General features: G+C 49.0%; 20 protein-coding genes and 1 riboswitch. Of the genes, 4 read left to right on the forward strand and 16 right to left on the reverse strand.

Annotated features, from left to right (window positions below):
• Positions 1–162: 162 nt before the first annotated feature.
• Together QBE55_12830 and argH are read left to right on the forward strand one after the other, a co-directional pair.
• A complete protein-coding gene (locus QBE55_12830; protein ID WZL78380.1) occupies positions 163–1,395 on the forward strand; it encodes an argininosuccinate synthase in 1,233 nt (410 codons plus the stop codon).
• Positions 1,392–2,798, forward strand: a complete 1,407-nt coding sequence (argH, locus tag QBE55_12835; protein WZL78381.1) for an argininosuccinate lyase — start codon at positions 1,392–1,394, stop codon at positions 2,796–2,798. The genes QBE55_12830 and argH overlap by 4 nt, the downstream gene beginning before the upstream one ends.
• Here the strand turns inward: argH and QBE55_12840 are convergent.
• The 4 genes from QBE55_12840 to yunB form a co-directional block, all read right to left on the reverse strand.
• Positions 2,795–3,385 carry a hypothetical protein gene (locus QBE55_12840; GenBank protein ID WZL78382.1) on the reverse strand — a complete coding sequence of 197 codons (591 nt, stop codon included), beginning with the start codon at positions 3,383–3,385 and terminating at the stop codon, positions 2,795–2,797. The genes argH and QBE55_12840 overlap by 4 nt on opposite strands.
• 88 nt (positions 3,386–3,473) lie before the next feature.
• Positions 3,474–3,986, reverse strand: coding sequence for an amidase domain-containing protein (locus QBE55_12845; GenBank protein WZL78383.1), 513 nt, complete (start codon positions 3,984–3,986; stop codon positions 3,474–3,476).
• Between the two features lie 89 nt (positions 3,987–4,075).
• The gene (locus tag QBE55_12850; GenBank protein ID WZL78384.1) at positions 4,076–4,804 is read right to left on the reverse strand and encodes a YebC/PmpR family DNA-binding transcriptional regulator; all 729 of its coding nucleotides are present in this window, start codon (positions 4,802–4,804) and stop codon (positions 4,076–4,078) included.
• A gap of 92 nt (positions 4,805–4,896) precedes the next feature.
• A complete protein-coding gene (gene yunB, locus QBE55_12855; protein WZL78385.1) occupies positions 4,897–5,559 on the reverse strand; it encodes a sporulation protein YunB in 663 nt (220 codons plus the stop codon).
• Positions 5,560–5,731: 172 nt separating this feature from the next.
• Between yunB and QBE55_12860 the strand changes: the two genes are divergently transcribed.
• Complete coding sequence (locus QBE55_12860; protein ID WZL78386.1) at positions 5,732–8,668, forward strand: PBP1A family penicillin-binding protein; 2,937 nt, start codon at positions 5,732–5,734, stop codon at positions 8,666–8,668.
• Positions 8,669–8,737: 69 nt separating this feature from the next.
• On the opposite strand, the gene QBE55_12865 is transcribed toward QBE55_12860, so the two are convergent.
• The 7 genes from QBE55_12865 to QBE55_12895 form a co-directional block, all read right to left on the reverse strand.
• On the reverse strand, positions 8,738–8,974 hold the full coding sequence (locus QBE55_12865) for a hypothetical protein (protein ID WZL78387.1): 237 nt from the start codon (positions 8,972–8,974) through the stop codon (positions 8,738–8,740).
• Positions 8,975–9,070: 96 nt separating this feature from the next.
• Positions 9,071–9,823 carry an RNA polymerase sporulation sigma factor SigF gene (gene sigF / locus QBE55_12870; protein ID WZL79948.1) on the reverse strand — a complete coding sequence of 251 codons (753 nt, stop codon included), beginning with the start codon at positions 9,821–9,823 and terminating at the stop codon, positions 9,071–9,073.
• A 5-nt stretch (positions 9,824–9,828) separates the two neighbouring features.
• Positions 9,829–10,281: an anti-sigma F factor gene (spoIIAB, locus tag QBE55_12875; GenBank protein WZL78388.1), complete on the reverse strand. Its 453-nt coding sequence runs from the start codon at positions 10,279–10,281 to the stop codon at positions 9,829–9,831.
• Entirely contained in the window at positions 10,278–10,682 is a 405-nt protein-coding gene (gene spoIIAA / locus QBE55_12880; GenBank protein WZL78389.1) for an anti-sigma F factor antagonist, read from the reverse strand. The genes spoIIAB and spoIIAA overlap by 4 nt, the downstream gene beginning before the upstream one ends.
• A gap of 114 nt (positions 10,683–10,796) precedes the next feature.
• On the reverse strand, positions 10,797–11,018 hold the full coding sequence (locus QBE55_12885; protein ID WZL78390.1) for a hypothetical protein: 222 nt from the start codon (positions 11,016–11,018) through the stop codon (positions 10,797–10,799).
• A 67-nt stretch (positions 11,019–11,085) separates the two neighbouring features.
• A complete protein-coding gene (locus QBE55_12890) occupies positions 11,086–11,418 on the reverse strand; it encodes a hypothetical protein (GenBank protein WZL78391.1) in 333 nt (110 codons plus the stop codon).
• An 89-nt stretch (positions 11,419–11,507) separates the two neighbouring features.
• Positions 11,508–13,271, reverse strand: coding sequence for an AAA family ATPase (locus tag QBE55_12895; protein WZL78392.1), 1,764 nt, complete (start codon positions 13,269–13,271; stop codon positions 11,508–11,510).
• A gap of 210 nt (positions 13,272–13,481) precedes the next feature.
• Here QBE55_12895 and QBE55_12900 point away from each other — a divergent pair, with 210 nt between their 5' ends.
• On the forward strand, positions 13,482–16,142 hold the full coding sequence (locus QBE55_12900; GenBank protein ID WZL78393.1) for a PBP1A family penicillin-binding protein: 2,661 nt from the start codon (positions 13,482–13,484) through the stop codon (positions 16,140–16,142).
• An 11-nt stretch (positions 16,143–16,153) separates the two neighbouring features.
• Here the strand turns inward: QBE55_12900 and QBE55_12905 are convergent, their stop codons facing one another.
• From QBE55_12905 to QBE55_12925, 5 genes are all read right to left on the reverse strand, one after another.
• Positions 16,154–16,840, reverse strand: a complete 687-nt coding sequence (locus tag QBE55_12905) for a tetratricopeptide repeat protein (protein ID WZL78394.1) — start codon at positions 16,838–16,840, stop codon at positions 16,154–16,156.
• The gene (locus QBE55_12910) at positions 16,831–18,159 is read right to left on the reverse strand and encodes a ribonuclease H-like domain-containing protein (GenBank protein WZL78395.1); all 1,329 of its coding nucleotides are present in this window, start codon (positions 18,157–18,159) and stop codon (positions 16,831–16,833) included. The genes QBE55_12905 and QBE55_12910 overlap by 10 nt, the downstream gene beginning before the upstream one ends.
• Entirely contained in the window at positions 18,101–20,416 is a 2,316-nt protein-coding gene (locus QBE55_12915) for a DEAD/DEAH box helicase (GenBank protein WZL78396.1), read from the reverse strand. The genes QBE55_12910 and QBE55_12915 overlap by 59 nt, the downstream gene beginning before the upstream one ends.
• Positions 20,417–20,523: 107 nt before the next feature.
• Positions 20,524–21,279 (reverse strand): amino acid ABC transporter ATP-binding protein, encoded by a 756-nt coding sequence (locus tag QBE55_12920; protein WZL78397.1) that lies wholly within the window; start codon positions 21,277–21,279, stop codon positions 20,524–20,526.
• Positions 21,276–22,745 (reverse strand): ABC transporter permease subunit, encoded by a 1,470-nt coding sequence (locus tag QBE55_12925; protein ID WZL78398.1) that lies wholly within the window; start codon positions 22,743–22,745, stop codon positions 21,276–21,278. Before QBE55_12925 ends, QBE55_12920 begins: the two co-directional genes overlap by 4 nt.
• A 451-nt stretch (positions 22,746–23,196) precedes the next feature.
• Positions 23,197–23,338, reverse strand: a riboswitch (cyclic di-AMP (ydaO/yuaA leader).
• Positions 23,339–23,816 lie beyond the last annotated feature (478 nt).

Consider the following 23,816-nt stretch of genomic DNA (forward strand, 5'->3'; position numbering starts at 1 on the left):
AAAGCTTAATCCCGAGGAAAAAAGGAAACCCCTGATGTTTCAAAGAATTTACAGGCGTCTTTGTCCATGGAACTTTTGACTGTTCAGCAAAAAGAAAAAATGCTTGCATATATATACATATAGGCGTATAATTATTTCATTCAGAAAGGAAAGGTGATACCCATGTCGACAAGGGAAAAAGTAGTTCTCGCCTACTCAGGCGGGTTGGATACCTCCATCATTATACCCTGGCTGAAGGAAAACTATGACTATGATGTCATTGCTGTTGCAGGAAATGTGGGTCAGGGAAAGGAATTGAACGGCCTTCGGGAAAAGGCGCTGCAAACGGGAGCAAGTAAGGTATATATCGAGGATCTTCAGAAGGAATTCGTCAAAGACTATATCTTTCCTACATTAAAGGCCGGCGCCGTATATGAGGAAAAATATCTGCTTGGCACCTCTTTCGCCCGTCCTGTGATTGCAAAGAGACTGGTGGAAATTGCCGAAAAGGAAGGCGCTGTTGCCATCTGCCACGGTGCCACCGGAAAAGGAAACGATCAGGTGCGGTTTGAACTGACCATCAAAGCGTTGAATCCTCATCTGAAAATCATCGCGCCCTGGCGCATCTGGAATATCAAATCCAGGGAAGAGGAAATCGAGTATGCCAATGCCCGGCATATCCCGGTACCGGTTTCCAAAAAAGACAACTACAGCATGGATCGGAATTTATGGCATCTAAGCCATGAAGGCAGCGATCTGGAAGATCCGTGGAATGAGCCGAAGGATGATCTTCTGATGATCTGCACTCCGCTGACCGAGGCACCGGACGAAGCGGAATACGTGGAAATCGATTTTAAACAGGGCATTCCCGTAAAAGTCAACGGAACTTCTTTGGATGGTGTTGCCCTGATCAAACAGCTCAATCAGATCGGTGCCCGGCACGGGGTGGGAATTGCCGACATTGTGGAAAATCGACTGGTGGGAATGAAGTCCCGGGGAGTTTATGAAACGCCGGGAGGAACCATCCTTTATGATGCCCATCAAAAATTGGAATCCATTACCCTGGACCGTGCCACACAGCATTACAAACAGATGGCCGGCATCAAATTTTCCGAACTGGTATACGACGGCAACTGGTTTACCCCGCTGCGCAAGGCCCTTTCTGCATTCGTCGATTCGACGCAGGAAAAAGTCACCGGAAAAGTACGCCTGAAACTGTATAAGGGGAATATCATCCCGGCCGGCGTACAATCCCCCTACTCCCTCTATAGTCCGGAATATGCCACCTTCGGAGAGGATGAAGTCTACAACCAGAAAGATGCCGAAGGCTTTATCAATCTTTTTGGCCTGCCGCTGAAAATGCACGCCCTGCAGGCAGGAAAGGAAGAAAGAGAAAAGGAGAGATTTCTGTCATGAAGCTATGGGGAGGACGGTTCAGGAAAAAGACTGCAGAAGAAGTGGATGATTTTCAGTCCTCCATCCACATGGACTGCCGGATGGTCCGGGAGGATATTCTGGGCAGTATCGCTCATGCCCGCATGCTGGGCCGCCAGGGCATTATTCCCGCGGAAGATGCCGAAAAAATCTGCACCGGACTGGACCAGATTCTGGAAGACGTCCGGCAGGGCAAAGTTGAATTTCAGGTCGAAGCGGAGGATATTCATACAAATGTGGAAAGCCTTCTGACGGAACGAATCGGCGAAACGGCAAAAAAGCTTCACACCGGAAGAAGCCGGAACGACCAGGTTGCACTGGATGTGCGGATGGTTTCCATGAAAGAAACGAAACAGATCCTTTCCCTGCTGGCTGTCCTGGAGTCCGAACTGCTTTCCATCGCGGAAGAGAACACAGAAACCTATATGCCCGGATATACCCATTTGCAGAAAGCACAGCCCATTACCCTGGCACATTACCTGCTGGCATACTTTGAGATGTTCCGAAGGGACATAGAGCGGGTGAAGGATTGCCGGAAGCGCACAAACATCCTGCCTCTTGGCTCCGGCGCTCTTGCCGGAACCACCTATCCCCTGGACCGGAAGTGGGTCGCCGATGCGCTTGGCTTTGACGCCATCACAAAAAACAGCCTGGACGGCGTCTCAGACAGGGATTTTGCCATAGAGGCTCTGTGCTGCTGTTCCGTGATTATGATGCATCTGAGCCGGTTCTGCGAAGAATTGATCCTGTGGTCTACGGATGAATTCCGGTTTGTGGAAATGGACGACAGTTACAGCACCGGGAGCAGTATCATGCCGCAGAAAAAAAATCCGGATGTAGCGGAACTGATCCGTGGGAAAACCGGACGGGTGTACGGGGACCTGATCACCCTTCTGACCATGATGAAGGGGCTTCCCCTGGCTTATAACAAGGATATGCAGGAGGACAAGGAAGCGTTGTTTGACGGTTTTGATACGCTGAAGCAGTGCCTCCGCATTTTTACCGATATGATTTCCACCGTAACCTTCCGGAAGGACAGGATGGAGCAAAGCGCCCTGTCCGGTTTCTCCAATGCCACCGACGCGGCGGATTACCTGGTACGGAAGGGAATGCCCTTTCGCACTGCCCATGAAATCACAGGCAGGCTGGTCCTTTACTGCATCCGGGAAAACAAGGCGCTGCTGGATTTGCGGCTGGAAGAGCTGCAACGCTTCTCTCCCCTGTTCGGAGAGGACATCCATAAAGCCCTGTCCCTTAAAACCTGTGTCAATCAAAGGGATCTGCCGGGCGGTCCCGCACCGGAAACCGTACAGGATGCCATCCGGCAGGACAAAGTCTGGCTGTCCGAATCCTTTCCGGAAACCTGGGAAACCTGCGCCCATTAACTTTCCAGGTTCTCCATCAGCCGTTCCACCGCTTCCCTGCTGTCCACTGCCAGGCCCTTATCCACCTGTTCCTTCATTTCCGGACTCAGCCAGCGATACGATATATTGGATTCCTCCACCGCTTCCAGCTTGCCTGTATCCTTTTCCGGACGGTAAATGACCAGATAGCCTTCCTTCGCCTTGATCACATAGTGATTTGGGCAATAACCATCAATGCTTTTCCGGAACGTCACCTCTTCCGGTGTGAACTTTGCAAGCTGCCATTCCGGAAAAGCCCGTTTCAGTTGCTTTCCGGTTTTCCCGACGTTCCCGCTGTCCATTTCCGTTTCCTCTTCCAACGTATGCCTGCAGCGGGTATAGGACCGCTTGAAAACCAGCACGGAATCCGGTCCGGTTTTGCTGACTTCACGCACCTCGTCTCCGGTTTCTTTCCCCTTCTCCGTGTCTGCATTTTCTGTCAGGGAACCTTCCTGCGGCTGTTTGCCGGACATTCTAGCCAAATAACCGAAAGAGAATGCTATCAGCATCAATAACACAATCAAACCGGAAAAGAGAAAAACAGTTCTTTTCGATTTATAGGTAAACACTACAATCCCTCCATATATTACCTTTGAGTATAGTGTTTCCCACCATCTATCACATTATACAGATATATTACCCATAATATGAAAAACTTTATTGGATTCGTACCCCCAGGATCTTGATAAAACGGATCCCGCTCCAGCTGTATTGGATCAGGGGATAGTTCAATCTGTCATAGGTATGTGTATTGATCCGGATGTTGTCCATTGTTGCCGGGCTGCCGCATGCCGCAACAAACAGGGAATGGGTGAAAATCCCCGGATCCTGAAAAGCAAGCTGAACAATATCACCGGCTTCGATCCGGGAAACATCCGCCTCCATCCCATAAGGCCCAGGCCCCATAAAATTTCCGGTCAGAAAGGGATAAAGAAAACGGGCTGCCGTCCAGGCAGGTGCTTTGTCATTGCCGTTCCGATAGTACCATCCTGCGTCCCCGTTGTAATTCATAACGCCGCTGCCGGCATAGATGCACTGGGAGATAAAATTGGTGCAGTCACCTCCCAGATCGGAATAGTCATAATACTGCGGATTCCTGCGTAATGCCCAGAAATTCGAATATTCCAACGCTGCCTGCCTGTTGTATCCTGCCAACATATTATGGAACATAACAAATAAGCCCCCTGCATCCTTGATAAAACCAGTATATGCAAAGGCTTCCCGGTGTGCCTGCATCAAATGTGCAGATGCCCTGCCGATTATTCGATTTCCATGTTGTGAAATACGTTCTGGACATCGTCGCTATCTTCCAGCATATCGATCAGGTTCGAAACCTTCTCCGCCTGATCCTCCGTGATCCGGACCGTATTCTTCGGGACCATCCCGATGCCTGCAGACTCAAACGCATATCCGGAGTTCTCCAGTGCATCCCTTACCGCAGAGAAATCGGAAGGATCGGTATAGATAACATAATCCTCCACATCGTCCGCGACATCCTCGGCTCCTGCCTCGATGGCCTCCATCATCAGGGTATCTTCATCCACTTCCCCGTTGTTCTCAATGACGAGAACGCCCTTCCGGTCAAACATCCAGGAAACGCATCCGCTGGCTCCCAGACTGCCTCCGTTGTGAGCGAAACAATACCGCATTTCACTGGCGGTACGATTCCGGTTGTCCGTCAGTCCTTCCACGATGATCGCAACACCGTGAGGAGCATATCCCTCATATACGATATTCTCATAACTGACGGAACTGTCCTCACCTGCCGCCTTTTTAATGCTTCTGAGGATGTTGTCATTCGGCATATTATTGGATTTTGCCTTGGCGATGACATCCTTCAGCCTGGAATTCACCTCCGGATCGCTGCCTCCGCCTTCCTTTACCGCTACTGCAATTTCCCGGCCGATCTTTGTAAAGATCTTCCCTCTCTGCGCATCGGTTTTTTCTTTTTTATGCTTAATATTTGCCCATTTTGAATGGCCTGACATAAATAAACCTCCTACCTCTCATTGAACGCTCTCATCATACCACATGCTGTCCCTCCTGTAAAGATTCCTGAATTTTTCAGAAAATAGTAAAACTAATCTCCGTTTGGTATCAGGTTGAGCATCTGATCCTCATCCGCCACATTGACATAGGAATCCGGCACATCTCCCACAATGATCGTCTCAGCGATGGGAACCTTGGTGGATACATTGATCACGTTGCTGCCCAGAGGCACCACAATGCGCACCTGGGTCTTCAGCAACAGGAATATCCTGTGACGGGTCTGATTGATGCCGGCCTGCCGGAATTCATCGGTAAAGTCCGTCGATACGGAACCAACCGGAATGATTTTCACATCGATATCCGGCCCTCTGCCGGAAAGAAGTTTGCTCTTTGTTACCGAACCAAGGGGCACACTGATTCCCTCTGCGCCAAGGGACCGGATCTCATTCTGTGCAAGAGTGGAAGTTTCCCTGGCAAGGGTATTGATCAATATGGTGTTGTATTGGATCATTGTTATTTTACCGTTTTTATCCGTCAGCACATCCGTCAGATCGGTATATTTGATATTGCCTCCGAGGATCTGGCTGACGGCATTGTTCATGGCCAGAACGGCGATATACTCCACTTTTGCTTCGGACATGGCAATGATGGTCGGTTTGATTCCCCAGTCAATCAGCAGGAAGGAAGTCAGAAGAAACGTCAGAATACTGATGCCTATAATGAGAATCCTGTTTTTCATGCCCATCCTGCTCATGACATACACCCCCCATATATTCTATGCACGGAAGCAGCGAACTGTGACCACACAGGGCGCATGGCATGGCTCCTTTTTACCTGCTTTACTTTTGGGAAATGCCATAATATAATTGTTATGAAATTTCTACTACATTACATGCATGTATCGGAGTACATGCTTCGGAGGTATTATGGATAAGAGAAATGAAAACAAGGGAAAGGAACATAAAAAGCGGATTCCATTGGTGGAGACCATCCAACAGAATCTGACAGAAAGGAAGAAGCCTTCCGGTTTCCTGCTTTCCGTACTGATTACCACCATCAAACTCTTTGTTATATTCCTTCTCATCCTGGGATTCTCCGGATTCGGTGCGGTCCTTGGCGTTGCAAAGGCTTATGTGGATGGAACCCCCGCCCTGGATGTAAACCGCATCGAGGATCAGAGTCTGACCTCCTTTCTATATGACAGGAACGGGGACCTGATTACGGAATACAATGGTCTGGAACATCGTATCTGGGCCAGCCTGGATGAGATACCCAGGAATGTTCAAAATGCCCTGATTGCCACGGAAGATGTGAGGTTTTATGCTCATAACGGGCTGGATTACAAGCGGCTGGCCGGCGCTTTTTTCAACAATCTGAAAAGTGAATCAGTACAGGGCGGCAGCACTATTACCCAACAGCTGGTAAAGAACACCATGCTGAGCATGGAGCAGACCTATAAGCGCAAAATACAGGAAGCTTACCTGTCCCTTCAACTGGAAAAGGAATACAGCAAGGACGAAATCCTGGAAGCTTATCTGAACACCATTTATCTTGGCAGCGGCAACTACGGCGTCAAAGTCGCCGCGGAGGACTATTTCGGCAAGGATTTGAAGGATCTGAACCTGAGGGAAAGCGCCGTTCTCATCGGCATCACCAAAAATCCCTACCGTTATGACCCAAGACTCAACTTCTACAGCAGGGAGAAGCCGGAAGTCACCTATAAAAGGACGAATCTTGTCCTTCAGCTGATGTATGAAAATGGCTTTCTGAGCAAATCGGATTATGAGAATGCCAGATTTGACGAGAAGAACCCGTCTGATCCAAAAAATAAAGAATTTCAGGTGATTGAACAATCCAGCAATCAGAAGCTTTACGATTATCCCTACTTTGTGGAATATGCCATACAGGATCTGACCGAAGCACTGATGAAGCAAAACGGCTGGGAAGGAAAAGAAGGACGGCAAAAGGCCAACAATATGATTCTGAACGGCGGACTGAAGATCTATACCACTATGGATCCGGCCATTCAGAAGACAACAGAGGATACCATTTACCATTTCAATGGATACCCGCGGACCGCCAAGGCAAAGGACAGCGTTAAGCGGGAGCAGCACGGGGACAGGATGATGGATGTCGCTCAGCCGCAGGCTTCCGCAGTGGTAATGGATCACCATACCGGCGAGCTGCAGGCGATCGTCGGCGGCAGGATGGAACCCAAGGAGCAATTCTGGAGCAACCGGGCAAGGCTCCCCTGGGCACCTGGTTCTTCCATCAAACCCCTGGCCGTCTATGCCCCCTTTATCGAGGCAGGATATCCCGGAGGAATTATCCTGGAAGACGTTCCGGTTTCCATTAAGGGATGGAACGGAGGCAAGGGCTTTCCTTCCAACAACAACGCCAGCAAATACTATGGGCCGGTGCCTTTGCGGAAGGCCATTGAGCAATCCTACAACGTATCTGCTGCACGGACCGTTCTGGAACGGGTCGGTACCGATTATTCCATGAAAAAGCTGAAGGAGCTTGGCATTACCGAGCCGCGCTATGTGGAAACCGCTCTTCCCTCCAACCTTGCCCTGGGCAGCGACCCGATCAATATGATCGAACTGACAGCTGCCTATGGCACACTGGCAAACAAAGGGAATTATCAGAAGCCCATCTCCATCCGGAAGGTGCTGGACAAGGACGGCAAGGTGATTCTGGACAACGAATCCCGGCAGAAAGTCTCCGTATTCAAGGAAAGCACTGCCTTTATCATGACGGATCTGTTGGAAAACGCCATAAACAAAGGAACAGGAACCCGGGCAAAGTTCAGCGGGATGTCCATCGCCGGCAAGACCGGTACCAACAGTGATTACCACGGCGTGTTTTTTGGCGGCTATACCCCTTATTATACAACCACGGTGGTGATCGCACCGGACAATCACAATGTCTCCCTGCTGCATGGAGCCAGCGGTGGTAAATTTGCTGCTCCTCTCTGGAAGGAAATCATGCAGCCGATCCATAAGGGCCTTGCCAACAAGCCGTTTTATGACCATACTCCGCAAGGCATCCGGTCCGTCCGGGTCTGCGCATTGTCCGGCAAACTGCCAAACGGAAACTGCAAGGAAACCGTTACAGAGTATTTCCCGGCCGGTGCCGTGCCAAAGAAGAAATGCGACATGCATCAGGAATACACGGTTTGTTCGTCCTCCGGCAAGCTTCCTACTCCTTATTGTCCGAAGGATCAGCTGAAAGTCAGCTCCGTTGTGGTGATTCCAAAAGACTCTGTCTATCAGAAACTGTCGGACGAACAGCTGCAGAAGTATATTCCCGGCGCATTCCGTTCCCTGACTTCCCTGGACTCTTACGACTACAACAACCCAAAACAGCGAGGTGCCTTCTGCCCGATCCACGGAGAGAACTGGAAACAGAACGAAGGGCAGTTCAATCAGCTGGTTTCCGAAGCTAATCAGCTGATCCGCCAGGTCCGGGAAAGCATAAAGCAATATTCCGGTCAAATGAGTGCACAGGATAAAGATGCTCTGGAAACAGCGATCAACAAGCTGAAGGAAGCCCTGAGTGCAAATACACCTTCAAAGGAAGGATCCGGCATGGACACCGGAAAAGTAAAAACGGAAATGGGCAACCTGCGGGCGATTCACGAAAAGATCCTCAGCCGGATCCCGAAGGAACCCGCCAAAGATCCGGGTATTCCCCCGAATCCCGACAGTACCGACAATCCGGAGGATGAAAAAGGAGAAGAAAACAATCCCGATAAAAGCCCGGATCCCGGTGCGGTAACTCCTGTAACACCAAACCCGTCTTCGGGAAAAGAAACGGATCAACAGCAAAAGCAAAAAGATCAAACAATTGACAACAAATAAACCATATAAGGAAGCATAACGAAAGAAGAGAGGATCCTCTCTTCTTTTTTGTCCCTGTCCGGAGTATCGTCACAGCCCATTCCGGACAGCAGACACAGACGAAGGACAGTATGTGCGGACAGCCGATCCCTCCGCCCGAAAAGCCTTCTCCTCCGCCTCTGCACGTATAAATCTGGCACCCGTATAGGTTTTCTCCTGGTTCGCACGACGACTCAGAATGGACCAGAGGGAAACCGTGCCGATTGCCAGGACGACAACAATCAAAACAACCGTCCAGCGAATGGACTTCTTATTCCATATTTTCATAGAATCCTTCCCCACCACAATTTGTTATCCAGGCTTTTGTTATTGTATACAGGATTTGGATTTTTATTCAAAGCTATTCTATGATGGGAATGCCTTCTACATCATCTCTCTCATTTTCAACAGAACTTTTTTTTCAATGCGCGAGACCTGAACCTGCGAAATTCCCAATTGCTCCGCAATTTCGCTCTGGGTTTTATCACGAAAATACCGGAGGGTGATAATGGTTCTTTCCCTTTCATCCAGTCTGGAAAGAAGATCCTTCAATGTAATGTGCTCCAGGGTATCCTCCGCCTGGTTGCTGTTCTCCGACATTTTATCAATCAGCAGAATGGGATTGTCATCGTCCTCATATATAACGTCGTAAATGGAGGCCGGAGTCTGCACCGCTTCCATTGCATAGACGATATCCTCGGAGGTCGTGCCCACGGCATCTGCGATCTCCTGGATGCTGGGATCCCTGTTCCATTTGGCCTTCAGCTGTTCCCTGGCGGATACCGCCCTGCTCACAAGCTCCTTGAGGGAACGGCTTACCTTGATCATTCCATCGTCTCTCAAAAACCGCTTGATTTCCCCCACAATCATGGGAACGGCATAGGTGGAAAACTGTACGTTGTATTTCGGATCGTAGTTTTGAATTGCCTTGATCAGGCCGATGGACCCAAGCTGAAACAGATCTTCATACTCATAGCCCCGGTTCAGGAATTTTTTCACCAGGCTCTTGACAAGGGCGATGTTCCTGCGGACCAGAATATCCTTCGCATTCTCATCGCCATTCTGTGCCTGTTCGATCAGGGCAAGGGTTTCTTCATGAGTAAGAAGACGCCGCTCCCCGTCCTGAAAATCTGACATGGTACTCATCCGTCTTTCCCCATTTCAGCCGCATCGCTCCGGATCCGTTTCACCATTCGGACCCTGGTACCCTGACCAGGAGCAGAGCTCACCTCCACCTCATCCATAAAAGTCTCCATTACGGTAAATCCCATACCGGATCGTTCCAGCTCCGGTTTTGAGGTATACAGGGGCTGCCTGGCCAACTCCACATCCTCAATCCCCCGGCCATGGTCGATGACTTCAATCGTCACAGAATGATCATCGATCTGTGTAATGACCCGGACCCATTCATTTGGACTGTCGTATCCATGTATGATAGCGTTGGTAACGGCTTCCGACACCGCAGTCTTGATATCGGCGATCTCCTCCAGAGTCGGGTCCAGCTGGGATGCAAAGGCAGCCACCGCCACTCTGGCAAAGGATTCATTCTGGGATCTGCTTAAAAACTCCATTTTCATCTCGTTTCTGCTATTCATTGCGTTTTCCCCCTTATGCCTTTTATCGCGTCCTGAACGGTATCATACACCTTCAATATCCGATAGAGTCCGGAAACCTCCAGCATTCTCTCCAGCTGCGCATTGATGTTGGTGATGCAGACCTGCCCATTCCGTTCCCGTATGGTTTTATACCTTCCGATAAAAACACCAATGCCGGAACTGTCCATAAAATACAGATTACTGAGATCCAGAATCAGATTTCGAATGGAAGTATCATCCAGCTGCTTGTCCAGGGCATTCCGGATGTCATCTGCGTGGTGATGATCCAGCTCTCCCTCCAGCTTTACAATCAAAATATCCTTTTTCCTCCTGTTGTTCATCAGCAAGGTCCCTGCCTCCTTTGCCCAGTCCCCTGAAATCATATATTTGAAATCATTCATTGATATATTCTTCAATGGGCAGGAATATCCTTCCACGAATTGTGACTTATTTTGGAATATTTTGGACAAAAAATAAAAACCCCCACGACTTTTGTCGTGAGAGTCCCTGTTCTTTCAAACTTCCACTTCCTGGATCTCCACCCGGATGGACTGGTGCTTGTTCAAATCCTCCAATATGCTGTTCCCATCCGGCCAATCTTTATATTTCTGTCGTTCCTCTTTCGTCAGAATCTTTTTGTCAAGGATTTCCCTTCCGGTTAATTGTCGATTGCTGACCAAAGTCTGCATGATAGGCTTGTTTTCCAAAACAGTAAGCAACGCATAGACATATTTCATATTTTCCAAGCTCCTTAACATATAATAGCGCTTACTATTTTACTACAATATGGTACGGAATTCAAGGCTATGACAATGGAACCGGTGGGGTTCCATCGGAGATCTCTCCGTCCTCCTGCGCCCTCTGCAGGTCAATATGGATAATTTCCTTCGAGACGGGATCCCTCTGCAATTCCCGGATTTTCACCGACTGTATCTGTTCATTTAAAGATATATCAAAAACAGCATTTCTGCCCGTATATCTGATAAAATCATCCACATTCTTTTTTCCAAACAGAACGGGAATTGATTGATTCCCATTATCATACAGTATTCCCGGAATATATCCCTTACGTCTCAGTTCTCTTGCCCTGAACTGCGGCATTCGCGGGGAAATCGGGAGCTGTTCCCTGTTGCTCATGCAATCATCCTTTCATCTTGCTAAAAAATAACAGTCCATAGTGTATCCAAAACAACAGGTTTTAAACTCCGCAATGGCTCTTTCAGAATTCATCCCGCTTTTCCATATGCCTGAAGGATAGCATCCAGATCCCTTTCCTCCAGCGTTTCCCGGGCCAGCAGATTCTCTGCGATAGCTGCCAGGATTCTTCGATTTTCCTGAAGAAGCGCCTGGACTTCCCGATAAAATTGATCCATGGTATTCTTACATTCCTGCAATATCTCGTCCTGCACCTGTTGCATCCCGTTTCGGTAAAGGACATCGTAATTCAGCAGGCCTGATTTTGGATTCATGCCAAAACGCCTTACCATATTGAGAATGGTTTCCGTAGCCTTCTCCAGGTCATTGGACGCCCCGGTGGTAACATTTTCTTCGCCAAATATGAGCTCTTCCGCAGCTCTGCCGGCCAAACCGATCCGGATGCTGTTCTCCATATCCTTTTTCCGATAGTACATGCGATCCGGCGGAATGTTCATGCTGAAGCCTCCAGCCCCCTTTGTACTGGGAATAATCGTGATCCGGGAAACCCGGTTTTCCGGAACCATCAGCCTGGTAACCAATGCATGTCCTGCTTCATGATAGGCTGTGACTTTTCTGTCCCGTTCGGCAATGGCGCTCCGGTCCTTTTTTTCCGCACCGGCAATGACTGTATAGAATGCCTTGTCCATGTCTTCCGCTGCGATACAGCCGCCGCCACGCTTTGCTGCAAGGATGGCCGCTTCATTGAGCAGGTTTTCCAGCTTGGCTCCGCTGAAATATACCGTCTGCTGAGCAACTTTTCCCAGATTCACACTTTTGTCCATGGGCTTGTTTTCCGCATGAAGCTTCAGTATTTTCAGCCTGCTGCGGATATCCGGGAGCTGAATTTCAATATGCCTGTCAAACCGGCCGGGCCGCAGCAGGGCTTCGTCCAGTGTATCCAGACGATTGGTGGCCGCAATGACAACAATTCCTTCGTTGTCATGGAAACCGGACATCTCGGACAGCAGGGCATTCAGCGTCTGATCCCTCTCCTCATTCCCGCTGCCGTCCGTACTCTCCCTCTTTTTTCCAAGAGCGTCAATTTCATCGATAAAGATAACGCCTTTTCCATAACTTCTTGCTTTTTTAAACAGTTCCCGGATCCGACTTGCACCAACCCCAACATAAACCTGGACAAAATCCGAACCGGACACGGCAAAGAAAGGCACTCCCGCTTCCCCTGCCACCGCTTTGGCCATCAGGGTCTTTCCTGTTCCCGGCGAGCCGTAAAAGATAACGCCCCGGGGCAGACGGGCACCATATTTCGTATATTTTTCCGGATTCTGAATGAAATCCACCAGATCCTGAATACTCTCCTTTGCTTCCTCATTGCCGGCAACACTGTCAAAATGAACCGTAGATTTTTCCGGCTGTATGGAATTCATCGGAGATTTCCCCGGCTTGCCCTGTATTTGTTTTGAGGCATTCCGCTGAACCGTAAAGATCAAAAATCCAAAGAGACTCATCATAAGCACCGCACCAATGATCTGCGAGCCTCGGATCTGGCCTGCCTTCTCGTCCACAGCTATGTTTTCCCTCAGCAGAATCTCCTTCAGGTCCTCCCTGCGTGGATTGTCCGTGAGAAACGGCTTTCCGTCTTTGAAGACTCCCTTGATCCAATCCTCGTCCGTAAGATAGACCTTTTTTACTTTTTCCTCCTGAACAGCCTTCCGGAATGCATTATATGTGATTTTCTCCGGTTCCGGCATCCTTCGCTGCAGGAGAACCGTCAAAACAGAAGCAGACAGAATCAGAACTACCAGTATGATAATAATTTTCTTCTTTCTTTTCAATTCTTCCTCCTCCCTTCCTTCTCAAACAAATATCCAAAATTTTATGATCAAAACAGCGTTTTCTAGTTTACATAATATATAACGTCTATTTATTATACACGCTATGACTTGATAAGTCCACCATAACATTGTAAAATGGTTTAGCTGTATTCTTAAATGGACAAAATATTAGATGGAATAATATCTGTCAAACCAAGGAAGGTGCAGAATATGTCCGAATCTCCTGAAAGCAGAAAAGCAAGAAGGGAAAAAAACAGCAAAGCAAAAAAATCCACGTGGCCACGGTGGAAAAAAATATTAACAGCTATTGGAATTCTTTGTCTGGCAGTCCTGCTTGCCGGAACCATTTACCTGGCTTCCATTCTGGGATCCCTTCGGGATTTCGATCCAAAGGCACTGGAAAACTATGAGCAGACCTCTCTGGTATACGATAATCAGGACAAACCGATATCCAACATCCATGGCATTGAGAACCGGATCTACGTACCCCTGAATGAAATACCAAAGGATGTACAGAATGCATTCATTGCCGTGGAGGATGTCCGTTTCCGGACCCATCCGGGCTTTGATGTCCGGAGAATGTTCGGCTCCCTGCTCCAGAATATCAAGGCACGTGGCATTGTGGCAGGCGGCGGCACCATTACACAGCAGGTCGTGCGCAATACAGTGCTGACCCAGGAAAAAACCATCGATCGCAAGGTAAAGGAAATCTTTTTGGCCTGGCAGCTGGAGCAGCAGTATTCAAAGGATCAGATACTGGAAATGTATCTGAATGTCGTTTATTTTGCAAAGGGAGCCTATGGCATCGAATCTGCCGCCAGGACCTATTTCAGCAAATCCGCCAGTGAGCTGACGGTCGCAGAGGGCGCCATGCTGGCTGGGCTCATCAAAAATCCCAACCGGAATTCTCCCTTTATCAATATGGAACGGTCCCAGCAGCGGAAGGACCTGGCGCTTGATCTGATGATAAAAAACCATTATCTGTCTCCGGAAGAGGGGACAGCTGCAAAAAAGGAAAAGATTCAATTTGCCGAAGACAAAAAGCCAGCCTATATTCACGGATATTTTATGGATATGGTGGTGGAGGAAGCGGCAAAGTGTCTTGGCGTGAAGCAGGAAAAGCTGTATACCGGTGGATACCGGATCTACACTACAATGGACAGCGAACTGCAGACCTATGCCGAACAGCTGTATACCAGGGATGAGTTATTCCCCAAAAGTCCCGTTTCCGGGAAAAGAAGTGAATCCGCCCTGGTCGTCATGGATACGGCAACCGGCGAACTGCGCACCGTCCTGGGAGGAAAAAGCTATCCGGAGGGACAGACCCATGTGCTGAATCGGGCCAATGCCAAACGGCAGCCGGGCTCCGCCATTAAACCATTGGTCGTGTACACGCCTGCCATAGAAAGCAATCAATATACCCCCGTTACTTTCATCGAAGATGCCCCCATTACCATTGGAAATTATTCCCCCAAAAACAGCGGCGGAACCTTCCACGGCATGGTTACCCTGAGGACGGCATTGGCAAAATCCATCAATATCCCCGCTGTCAAGGTGCTGAATGATGTGGGCATTGAGAACGGGATTGAAACGGCAGAAAAGATGGGGATCCCGTTCACGGAAAGCGATCATTACAATCTTGCCATAGCACTGGGCGGGATGGAGAAAGGGGTCAGTCCGATGGAACTGGCCAGTGCATACACCACCTTTGGTGATCGGGGAAGCTATAAGAGCAGCACCACGATTCGCCGGATCGATGATTCGCTTGGCCGGACGCTATACGAATACCGACCCAAAAAAGAACAGGCCATATCAGAGGAAACGGCCTTTCTGATCAGCAATCTGCTCCAGTCCGCTGCGGATACAGGCGGCACTGCGTCACGTCTGAAGGGTCGGAATCTCGCAGCAAAGACCGGTACGGTCCAGCTGCCCAAAAATACAGCGGTAAAAGGAAGCAACGATGCCTGGATTGCTGCCTATAATCCGGAATATACCGTTGCCGTATGGATGGGATTTGATAAAAGAACAAAGGAAGATTATCTTCCTTCCGGTACGTCCGGCGGAAATTATCCTACAGAGATCTCAAAATATATATTCGACCATCTTTATCAGGGAAAGGAATTTCCCGATTTTCAACAGCCTGTTGGAGTCATTGATGTGCGGCTGGATAAAAAGGCCCTGCTGGAACAGCACAGGGTTCTGCTGGCTTCGGATATGACGCCTGATGAATATGTGATGAAAGAATATTTCAGGAAAGACACGGCTCCCACCGAACAATCGGATTATTGGACCACACCCATTCCCCCGTCCGATTTCAATGCAGTATGCAATGACAAGGGATTGCCCGTTGTTTCCTTTACTCCGCAGAACACCTACGCTGCTTACAATATCATGAGAATGGAAGGAGAGGACGGAGAAGCCGTCCTGATGCAGCAGGTACGCACCGGCGCAATGGATCCTGTGGAATGGACGGATACGCAGGCGGAACCCGGCAAAAGCTATGGCTACTATATCGTACCGGTTCATCCCGATATGAAGTCAAAAGGCGAACCGGTTCAGGGAGAAAAGACCAAAACCATATATGTTCAGGTACCGGAAGCCTCTGAGAAAAATGGCATCTGGGACAAACTGCCGGATTGGCTCCACCCGGGTGACAGGACAGACAATCCAAACGGCCCGGATCAGGATAATAATGAAGGAAAGCCGGAAAATTCGGCTGCACCGGATGACGAAGTCACTCCGTCTCCCACTCCGGAAGAGTCCGGAAGTCCCGATGACAATGATGACGGAGAGGAAACGGGTGCTCCGTCAGGGGATGATAACCCGGAAAAAGGCCCGGGTTCGGATGCCACACCGACACCGGGTCCGTAAAATCCGTTTGTTTAGTCCAGCTTTTTCCGCTCCTCTTCGATTTCTTCCCGGGTAACCGTACTGAGAGCGGATATTCTGCAGGTAAGTGCCTGATCCAGAACTGCTTTCGCTTCTTCGGTCTGACCCCGTTTTTCATAGAGAATTCCCAGGTGGTAGAGTGTCACTGCCTGGTCCTCTTTTTCTTCCTGAGCCTTTTTAAAATACTCAAAGGCTTTCTCCGTATTTCCCATTCGGTAATAGGTTTGTCCCAGATTATCCAGGACCACGGGATCCTCATCATCGTATTCAAGAGCTTCCTGGTTGAACTTCAGGGCTTTTTCATAGTCTCCGGCCTCAATCAGCAGATATCCCAGGGATCCATAGGTCTGTGAATTTTTCAACTGATGGTGAAGCTCCGTCATGGACTCCAATGCCAGATCCAGCTGTCCCTGCTTCCAGTGGGTAAGAGCCAGATTGAGCTTTGCATTGGTCTTTATTTTCGGCTTCCCGGGGAAAAATACAAGCAGCTTGTTGAAGAGTTTCTCCGCTTTCTCAAATTGTCCGGTCCGAAGCAGCAAAACTCCATAAGCCATTTGATAATTGGCGCTGGTGACACTGTGCTCCTCCGCTTTTTGATACCATTTCAAAGCCTCTTCCGTCTTCCCTCTGGAATGATTATAATATCCCCGAAAACCATAAAAATTTCCAATTAGCCCCATTGCTCCATTCTCCTTCTCATTTTTTTCATCAAACGTTGTCTGCGGTGAAGCAGTTCTGTCTGAAGCCGTTTCGGGCCAATATCGGAATCAGAAAACCGGTTCACCAGCAGTATGGCTTTTTCCGTGCATTCCAGGGCCCCCGGGAAGTCCTTCTCCCGGTGTTCCAGAAACTTTGCCATCTCAATAAGCGGAAAACACAGGGAGCTTCCCTCCTTCCCTGCAAGATCCGCCCAAAGCTCCATAGCCTCCTGAGGTCCCCTGTACCGCTTCGTCAAATAGGCAAGCCGTTTTTTGGCATTCAACACGAAGGAATGCGGTGCCAGATCAATACATTTCTGATAGCAGACTGCAGCCTGCCGGATGCGATGCGCCCTTTCCAGTTCCTTGCCGATACCCAGCAGCTCACAGGCATCCCGGTTGATCTCCGGATCATGGTATAACGTGGCGAAATGCACCAGCAAGGCAGCCATCGCTGCAATATCCCATTCATTATGTTGAAGGACCTGCCGCATTTTCCCCGGTGTGCGCGATTTCAGAAAATCAAGGTAGATATTGGGGATCATGGAACCGGGAATATCCTCTGTTCGGTGATGGAATAAAATCTTTTCCTCCAATGTGGACAAAGAGCAGTCCGGAAGGCGGGCAGCCCATAAACGCCTGGCAACAGGAAGCAGATCCAAATGGGCATCCTCACAATGAATCGGCGGAATTCCGGAAAGAATCAGCCGGCCCTCCAGCAAAGGCCAGTCAAAGGATTTTCCATTGAAAGTAACAAGGACTGAATGGTGTCGTAATTGATCCGCCACAGCCTGAAGCATGGGAACTTCTTCATCAAAGTCCCGCATCAGATATTGATCCACCACCAGACCGTCTTCCTCCACATACCCCAGTCCCACCAAAAATGCCACGGTCCCGGTCCCTCCGGCCAGTCCTGTTGTCTCTGTATCCAGAAAGACAATATCCTTCGGGCACAAGTCCCGATCCAGACGGGTCCACCAGAAACTGTCCGTAAAGACGGCATTCCGGAGATCGAAAAGAGGAATCCTTCCATAGTTCTCCTCATATCCATATATCGTCCGTTTTCGTACAAACTCCCCATCCGGTCCCGAAACAACAGTCCCTCCAAGGCTGCCTCTGTCCGGACAGATCCCCGGGCTCGGACTGCATTCCCTGCCTGGATTCCCGCTTCGTCCCAAATTTGACATGCTTTCCATTCCTGCACTCCGGACGGTTGTTCCTGTATCCCGGGCGGTTTCCGGCTTACCGGGATGGGAACCGGACTTCATGGCCCTCAGCTTGCTCTTCAGGTTGGCTATCATCCAGGATCCCTCCCAATATCGTCAATGCCAGTGCCTTGTCGTCGGTCGTTACCTCGGCGGCAGGCCCGATGCATGCGGGGCAGCCATTTTCGCATCCGCAGCCGGACAGAAATTCATAGGCCTTCCGGAACAGCTCCAGATGCATCTCATACAGCCGTTTGCTGAAGCCGATCCCACCGGGACAGCTGTCATAAATATAGATGGTCGGTTTTTTCGTAAAAGGGGACTTTACATGGTAAATCACATGAATATCACCGGGATCGCACATAAGATAAAGCGGCGCAATCTGGCCCAGCACATTGGCAATGCCCATCAGTGCATTCTGCAGATCATCCTGGCTTTTGATGCCGGCAGGGATCTCATTCCATGTTGCCCAATAGGCCGTTGTCTGCAGTTCCAGTTCGGGCAGCCGCACCGGTCCCCATCCCAGGTTTTCATGGGTATCAAATTTGATCTTCTTGAACATGGTCACCAGGGAGGTCACCATGACATCTCCGTAGCTTCTGCCTGTCTTTCCATCCTCCTCAGATTGAAAGACATCCAGCACCTTCAGGGTAACCGCCAGATTGGCATCGGTATAATAATCCACATCCACTTTCCGGACATAGGCTTTTTTCTCCTCAAAGTCCAGCTCTTCCACCTGATACTGTGTTCCTTCGTGAAGATAGATCGCCTCTTCATGGAGAAGCTGAGGCGCACTGAACCGGTCCATCTCTCCGATGACCCGGCGTTTTGGCTTGCTGATATCAATGATAACAAAATTTTCATCCGCAGCACTGCGGAGGCTTACGGCATTGGCAGGAAATTGATCGGCCACCCAATGCCACCGACCGCCTACATGATGAAGCACTTTTTCCTCCTCGAGATAAGCGAGAATGGGATCCAGCGTGTCCGTTCCAAAGGTCTCTCCATCTTCAAACGGCAGCTCAAAGGCAGCACACTTGATATGGGACATCAGGATATACAGGTTATCCGGATTGATGAGCGCATGCTCCGGACTGGAATCCAGGAAGAACTCCGGATGCCGGATGATGTACTGATCCAGAGGATTGCCGGAGGCAACCATCAGGGCAACGGAAGTATCGCTTCTGCGTCCCGCACGTCCGGCTTGCTGCCAGCTGCTGGCTATGGTGCCGGGATAACCGCACATAATGCATACCTGAAGCTTTCCGATATCGATCCCCAGCTCCAGCGCATTGGTGCTGACCACTCCCAGTATCCGGCCGGCACGAAGGCCCTGCTCAATCTCCCGCCGTTCCTTTGCCAGATAACCGCTGCGATATCCGCGGATGCGGCTGGAGGAACCGGGCTTGTCCCGCACCAGCTTCTTCAGATACGTCACCAATACTTCCACGGATAAACGGCTCCTGGTAAAAATAATGGTCTGTATACCATTTTTCAAAAAGTCAGCTGCAAGATTCCGCGTTTCCAGAAGAGAGCTTCTGCGGATACCCAATTGCCTGTTCACGACCGGAGGATTGTAAAAAATCAGATGCTTCCTGCCGGAGGGCGCACCGTTCTCCTCCACCAGTTCCGCTTCCTGTCCAATGATTCTCTCCGTCAGTTCCTTTGGATTGGCTATGGTGGCGGAACAGCAGATATACTGGGGATGTGAGCCATAGAAATGGCAGATGCGGTTCAGGCGGCGAAGAACATTGGCCATGTGGCTCCCAAATACGCCGCGGTAGGAATGGATTTCATCAATGACAACATACTTCAGATTTTCAAACAACTTCACCCACTTGGTGTGATGAGGCATGATCCCGGTATGAAGCATATCGGGATTGGTTACGACAATGTGCCCTGCCTGCCGGATGGCCTTCCGTGCACCGACAGGGGTATCCCCGTCATAAGTATAGGTTTTGATGGGATGATCCAGCATATCCAGCATCCCGTGCAGTTCACTGACCTGATCCTGGGAAAGTGCTTTTGTGGGAAACAAATACAAGGCCCTGGTATCGTCATTCCTCAATATCTCATTGACAACAGGGAGATTATAGCAAAGGGTTTTCCCGGACGCCGTAGGGGTAACCACCACAACATTCTTTCCCTGCAGCACCAGATCAATCGCCCTGGACTGGTGAGAGTACAACTGATGAATGTCTCTCTTTTTCAAAACATCCAGCAATTCGGGCTGCAGGCCCCTGGGGAAGGGACCATAGGTTGCTTCCCTGGGCGGAATCTCCTTCCACCCGGTAACGTTCTTCATAACAGCCGGATTATGGCGTATCTGATCCACCAATTGATCGATATTCATGATGGCATCCCCTCATTCCCTCAAGTCATCTTCCTATCATTATATCCATTTTTCCTGCGGGAATCAAACCCTTTTATGGATGCGCCGGTGTGGGAAACGGAGTGAAGTTACTGCACCATCCGCAGCTTGTCGTGGGTTACGCGGCTCAGGAACTGCTTTGTCCGGTCCTCCTGCGGATGATCGATCACTTCGGAAGGCGATCCCTCTTCCACAATCACTCCATCGTCCATAAACAGGACATGGCTTGCCACTTCCCTTGCAAATTCAATTTCGTGAGTGACAACGATCATGGTCCGCCCGTCCCGGGCAACGGATTTCATGACATCCAAAACCTCTCCGACCAATTCCGGATCTAACGCGGAAGTGGGCTCATCAAACATAATTACATCCGGATCCAATGCCAGTGCCCGTGCAATTCCCACCCTTTGCTGCTGTCCGCCGGACAGCTGGCAGGGGTAATAGTTCAATCTGTCTTCCAGTCCGACCTTTTCCAGATAGGATACGCTTTTCTCGTATGCTTCCTTTTTATCCATTTTCTGAGCTGTAATCAGCCCTTCCATCACATTTTCCACCGATGTCTTATTGCGGAACAGGTTATAGTGCTGGAATACCATTGCGGTTCTTTTCCGAAGTTCGGTAATCTGTTTCCGATTCGTTTTGCCAACTTCCACCGTGAGCCCGTCGATATGAATCCTGCCTTTGTCCGGCTTTTCCAAAAAATTGATGCAACGCAGCAAGGTGGATTTTCCGGAACCGCTGGGCCCGAGGATGACATGGACTTCCCCTTTTTTTACATGGAATCCGATACCCTTCAGAACTTCGTTTTTATAAAAAGATTTGTGCATGTTATTTATTTCGATCATGCTGCCATTCCTCCTTCATATTTGTTTAATCTTTTCTCCATAACGGAGACTCCCTTTCCTACCACCAGACAGATCAGCCAATAAATAATTGCCGAGTCAATATAGACTTCAAAAAACCGTAAACTTCTCGCGCCGACGATTTTGGCCTGGCCCATAATATCCACCACAGCGATGATGAAGGCCAGAGAAGTATCCTTCAGTAAACTGATAAAGGAATTTCCAAAATTGGGTAATGCGATGGTCAATGCCTGTGGAAACACAATGCGGACCATTCCCTGAAACCGGCTCATTCCAACGGAATAGGCGGCTTCCAGCTGGCCTTTGTCCACGGCCTGAATCGCGGAACGAATCGTTTCGGAAAGATAGGCTCCGGTATTCAGGGAAAATGAAATATATACAAAAACGATGGCAGGAATATTGCTCACATCAGCATTCCACTGATAATGGCTTTGCATAAATCCCAGTATCTTCGGAATTCCATAATAGGACAGATACATCTGCACCAGCAACGGAGTCCCCCGGACAAAGGAAACATAAAAGGATGCGATCCATTTCAGCACCGGAACACGGTAGATCTTGACCAGTGCCGTGATCAGACCAATAATCAGACCAACAAGCATGGAAACAAGCGCTATCATCAGGGTAACAGGAGCGTAGCGAAGTATTTCCGGAAAGGATTTTACCATATACTTTATATCCAGTAATTCACTCACACTTTCCTTCTTTCCTTCTCCGGCTTGTTGTTGATCCTGCTCCTCCACTGCTGTAAAGTCCTCCCCGAACCATTTAACGGAGATTTCCGACAAGGTTCCGTCGGACCTCATTTCCGATAACGCTTCATCCACTTCGGACTGCAGCTCCTCCGAATCGCTTCCCTTCCGGAATACAAAATAGGACGGAACGGTTGTAACCGGTTCCCCGGTCGTCTTCAGCTTCAATCCAAGCTCCTTGATATGTTCCTTTGCAATGACTTTGTCATTGATGGTTGCGTCCAGCCGGCCGGCTTCAATATCCTGCAGCACGGAAGAAATATTGCCCTCATAGTATTCAATGGAAATGGGACTGTCATGTTCCTCATTATATTTCTCCAGTATCTGGGCAAAGGTAGTCCCCACCGATACCCCTACCTTCCTGCCTTTCAGATCATCCATGGTCTTTATGATGTCATTATCATCCCGGACGATCAGGCTGGCGACGGAGTTAAAATAACTGTTGTCCGGGAAAGAATATTTTCCTTCCCTTTCCTCATCCTTCGAAATCTGATCTGCGATCATATCGTATTTTTTGGATTCCAATCCCAGAAAAAGACTGTCCCACTGAGCGGCAACATAGTCAAACTCCATATCGTCCAGGCGCTTATCGATTTCCTTTACCACATCAATGTCATATCCTGTAAGTTGATTCTTTTCATCCTTATAATTAAATGGCTGATACGTTCCTTCCGTCCCGACGACGACCTTCCTCACCCCCTTGTCCTTTCTTGCAGAAGAACCATTTGATGAAGAAGAATTTTTTTGTGATGTACATCCTGTCAGTACCGTACATAAAAGCAAAAATAGAATAACTGCTTTTTGCAAACGGCTTTTTTTGTACACAAATGAAGCCCCCTATAAAATATTTCATTTATTTCGTGCAATGTCTCACGGAGGATGTAAAAACGGATCAACCCGGTCAATAAACGCTGAAACAAGTCTTGCTGTCCAAAATAATATTTAAGTATTCATCTGAATTTCTCTTCCCATTCTGCCACAGGGTACACAGGAAGATATTACGCGGTCGGATGCAACAGGAACAGGCGGAACGTCGTAAGCAAATAGAGGTAAGACATGGGCAAAAAACAATCATATGAACAGAAAAAGGCTACCGAGAAGTCTCTGCAGCCTTTTTGATATAAAAATAAAAGCTTCACGTAAACCTGTCACTTCTCTATCAACGCTTACGAGGTTAGCTGACGGATTCGGATCGATTGAATTGACCCTACCCGGATATCATCAGACTGGTACCCGGGATTCACCCCATGTTCGGTTTCCCCGTTCTTGCGATTCAGCGGTTCAAGTAGGATTACCTGCAATTAACCATTCTTATTCATTGGAAATATACCCGGAAAGCCCCTTTTGCTCAGGTATTTTTGTAAACTGCCTGACACGGCTGGTTTCATTCCTGACACTCCAGGATACATTTCACGCTGAGTTAATCCTTTCGCACTGCAACGTTTAGTATATAATAACACTTGATTACAAAATTGTCAAATTCGCAAATTCAATCGATAGCGTCAATTTACTGTAGGGAAAGAAAGAATAGAGACATCCTGAAATATTCTTACTAGCAACAGTGGTCTTGATTGATTTCATTAATTTTAACAGCAATCAATCTTGTCAGCTACATTTATTCCACGATCTGCTTGACAACGAGCCTCTGCCGGTGTGGCTTACGGCAGATGTCGGCAGCAGCCATCTCTAACAGCGGGATAGGCTTTGGAGCGGTTGCTGCCGTACCTCAATGCTACCACACCGACTTCTCGTTATCAAGCAGCTTTC

The organism is Eubacteriales bacterium mix99, from assembly GCA_038396605.1.
Classification (GTDB): Bacteria; Bacillota; Clostridia; order Caldicoprobacterales; family DTU083; genus UBA4874.

What these genes read in the sequence shown, in the direction of transcription:
- QBE55_12830 (WZL78380.1), top strand. Translation starts at nt 163, where the DNA reads ATGTCGACAAGGGAAAAAGTAGTTCTCGCCTACTCAGGCGGGTTGGAT.
- argH (WZL78381.1), top strand. Translation starts at nt 1,392, where the DNA reads ATGAAGCTATGGGGAGGACGGTTCAGGAAAAAGACTGCAGAAGAAGTG.
- QBE55_12845 (WZL78383.1), bottom strand. Translation starts at nt 3,986, where the DNA reads ATGTTCCATAATATGTTGGCAGGATACAACAGGCAGGCAGCGTTGGAA.
- QBE55_12850 (WZL78384.1), bottom strand. Translation starts at nt 4,804, where the DNA reads ATGTCAGGCCATTCAAAATGGGCAAATATTAAGCATAAAAAAGAAAAA.
- yunB (WZL78385.1), bottom strand. Translation starts at nt 5,559, where the DNA reads ATGAGCAGGATGGGCATGAAAAACAGGATTCTCATTATAGGCATCAGT.
- QBE55_12860 (WZL78386.1), top strand. Translation starts at nt 5,732, where the DNA reads ATGGATAAGAGAAATGAAAACAAGGGAAAGGAACATAAAAAGCGGATT.
- QBE55_12865 (WZL78387.1), bottom strand. Translation starts at nt 8,974, where the DNA reads ATGAAAATATGGAATAAGAAGTCCATTCGCTGGACGGTTGTTTTGATT.
- sigF (WZL79948.1), bottom strand. Translation starts at nt 9,823, where the DNA reads ATGTCAGATTTTCAGGACGGGGAGCGGCGTCTTCTTACTCATGAAGAA.
- spoIIAB (WZL78388.1), bottom strand. Translation starts at nt 10,281, where the DNA reads ATGAATAGCAGAAACGAGATGAAAATGGAGTTTTTAAGCAGATCCCAG.
- spoIIAA (WZL78389.1), bottom strand. Translation starts at nt 10,682, where the DNA reads ATGAATGATTTCAAATATATGATTTCAGGGGACTGGGCAAAGGAGGCA.
- QBE55_12885 (WZL78390.1), bottom strand. Translation starts at nt 11,018, where the DNA reads ATGAAATATGTCTATGCGTTGCTTACTGTTTTGGAAAACAAGCCTATC.
- QBE55_12890 (WZL78391.1), bottom strand. Translation starts at nt 11,418, where the DNA reads ATGAGCAACAGGGAACAGCTCCCGATTTCCCCGCGAATGCCGCAGTTC.
- QBE55_12900 (WZL78393.1), top strand. Translation starts at nt 13,482, where the DNA reads ATGTCCGAATCTCCTGAAAGCAGAAAAGCAAGAAGGGAAAAAAACAGC.
- QBE55_12905 (WZL78394.1), bottom strand. Translation starts at nt 16,840, where the DNA reads ATGGGGCTAATTGGAAATTTTTATGGTTTTCGGGGATATTATAATCAT.
- QBE55_12910 (WZL78395.1), bottom strand. Translation starts at nt 18,159, where the DNA reads ATGATAGCCAACCTGAAGAGCAAGCTGAGGGCCATGAAGTCCGGTTCC.
- QBE55_12915 (WZL78396.1), bottom strand. Translation starts at nt 20,416, where the DNA reads ATGAATATCGATCAATTGGTGGATCAGATACGCCATAATCCGGCTGTT.
- QBE55_12920 (WZL78397.1), bottom strand. Translation starts at nt 21,279, where the DNA reads ATGATCGAAATAAATAACATGCACAAATCTTTTTATAAAAACGAAGTT.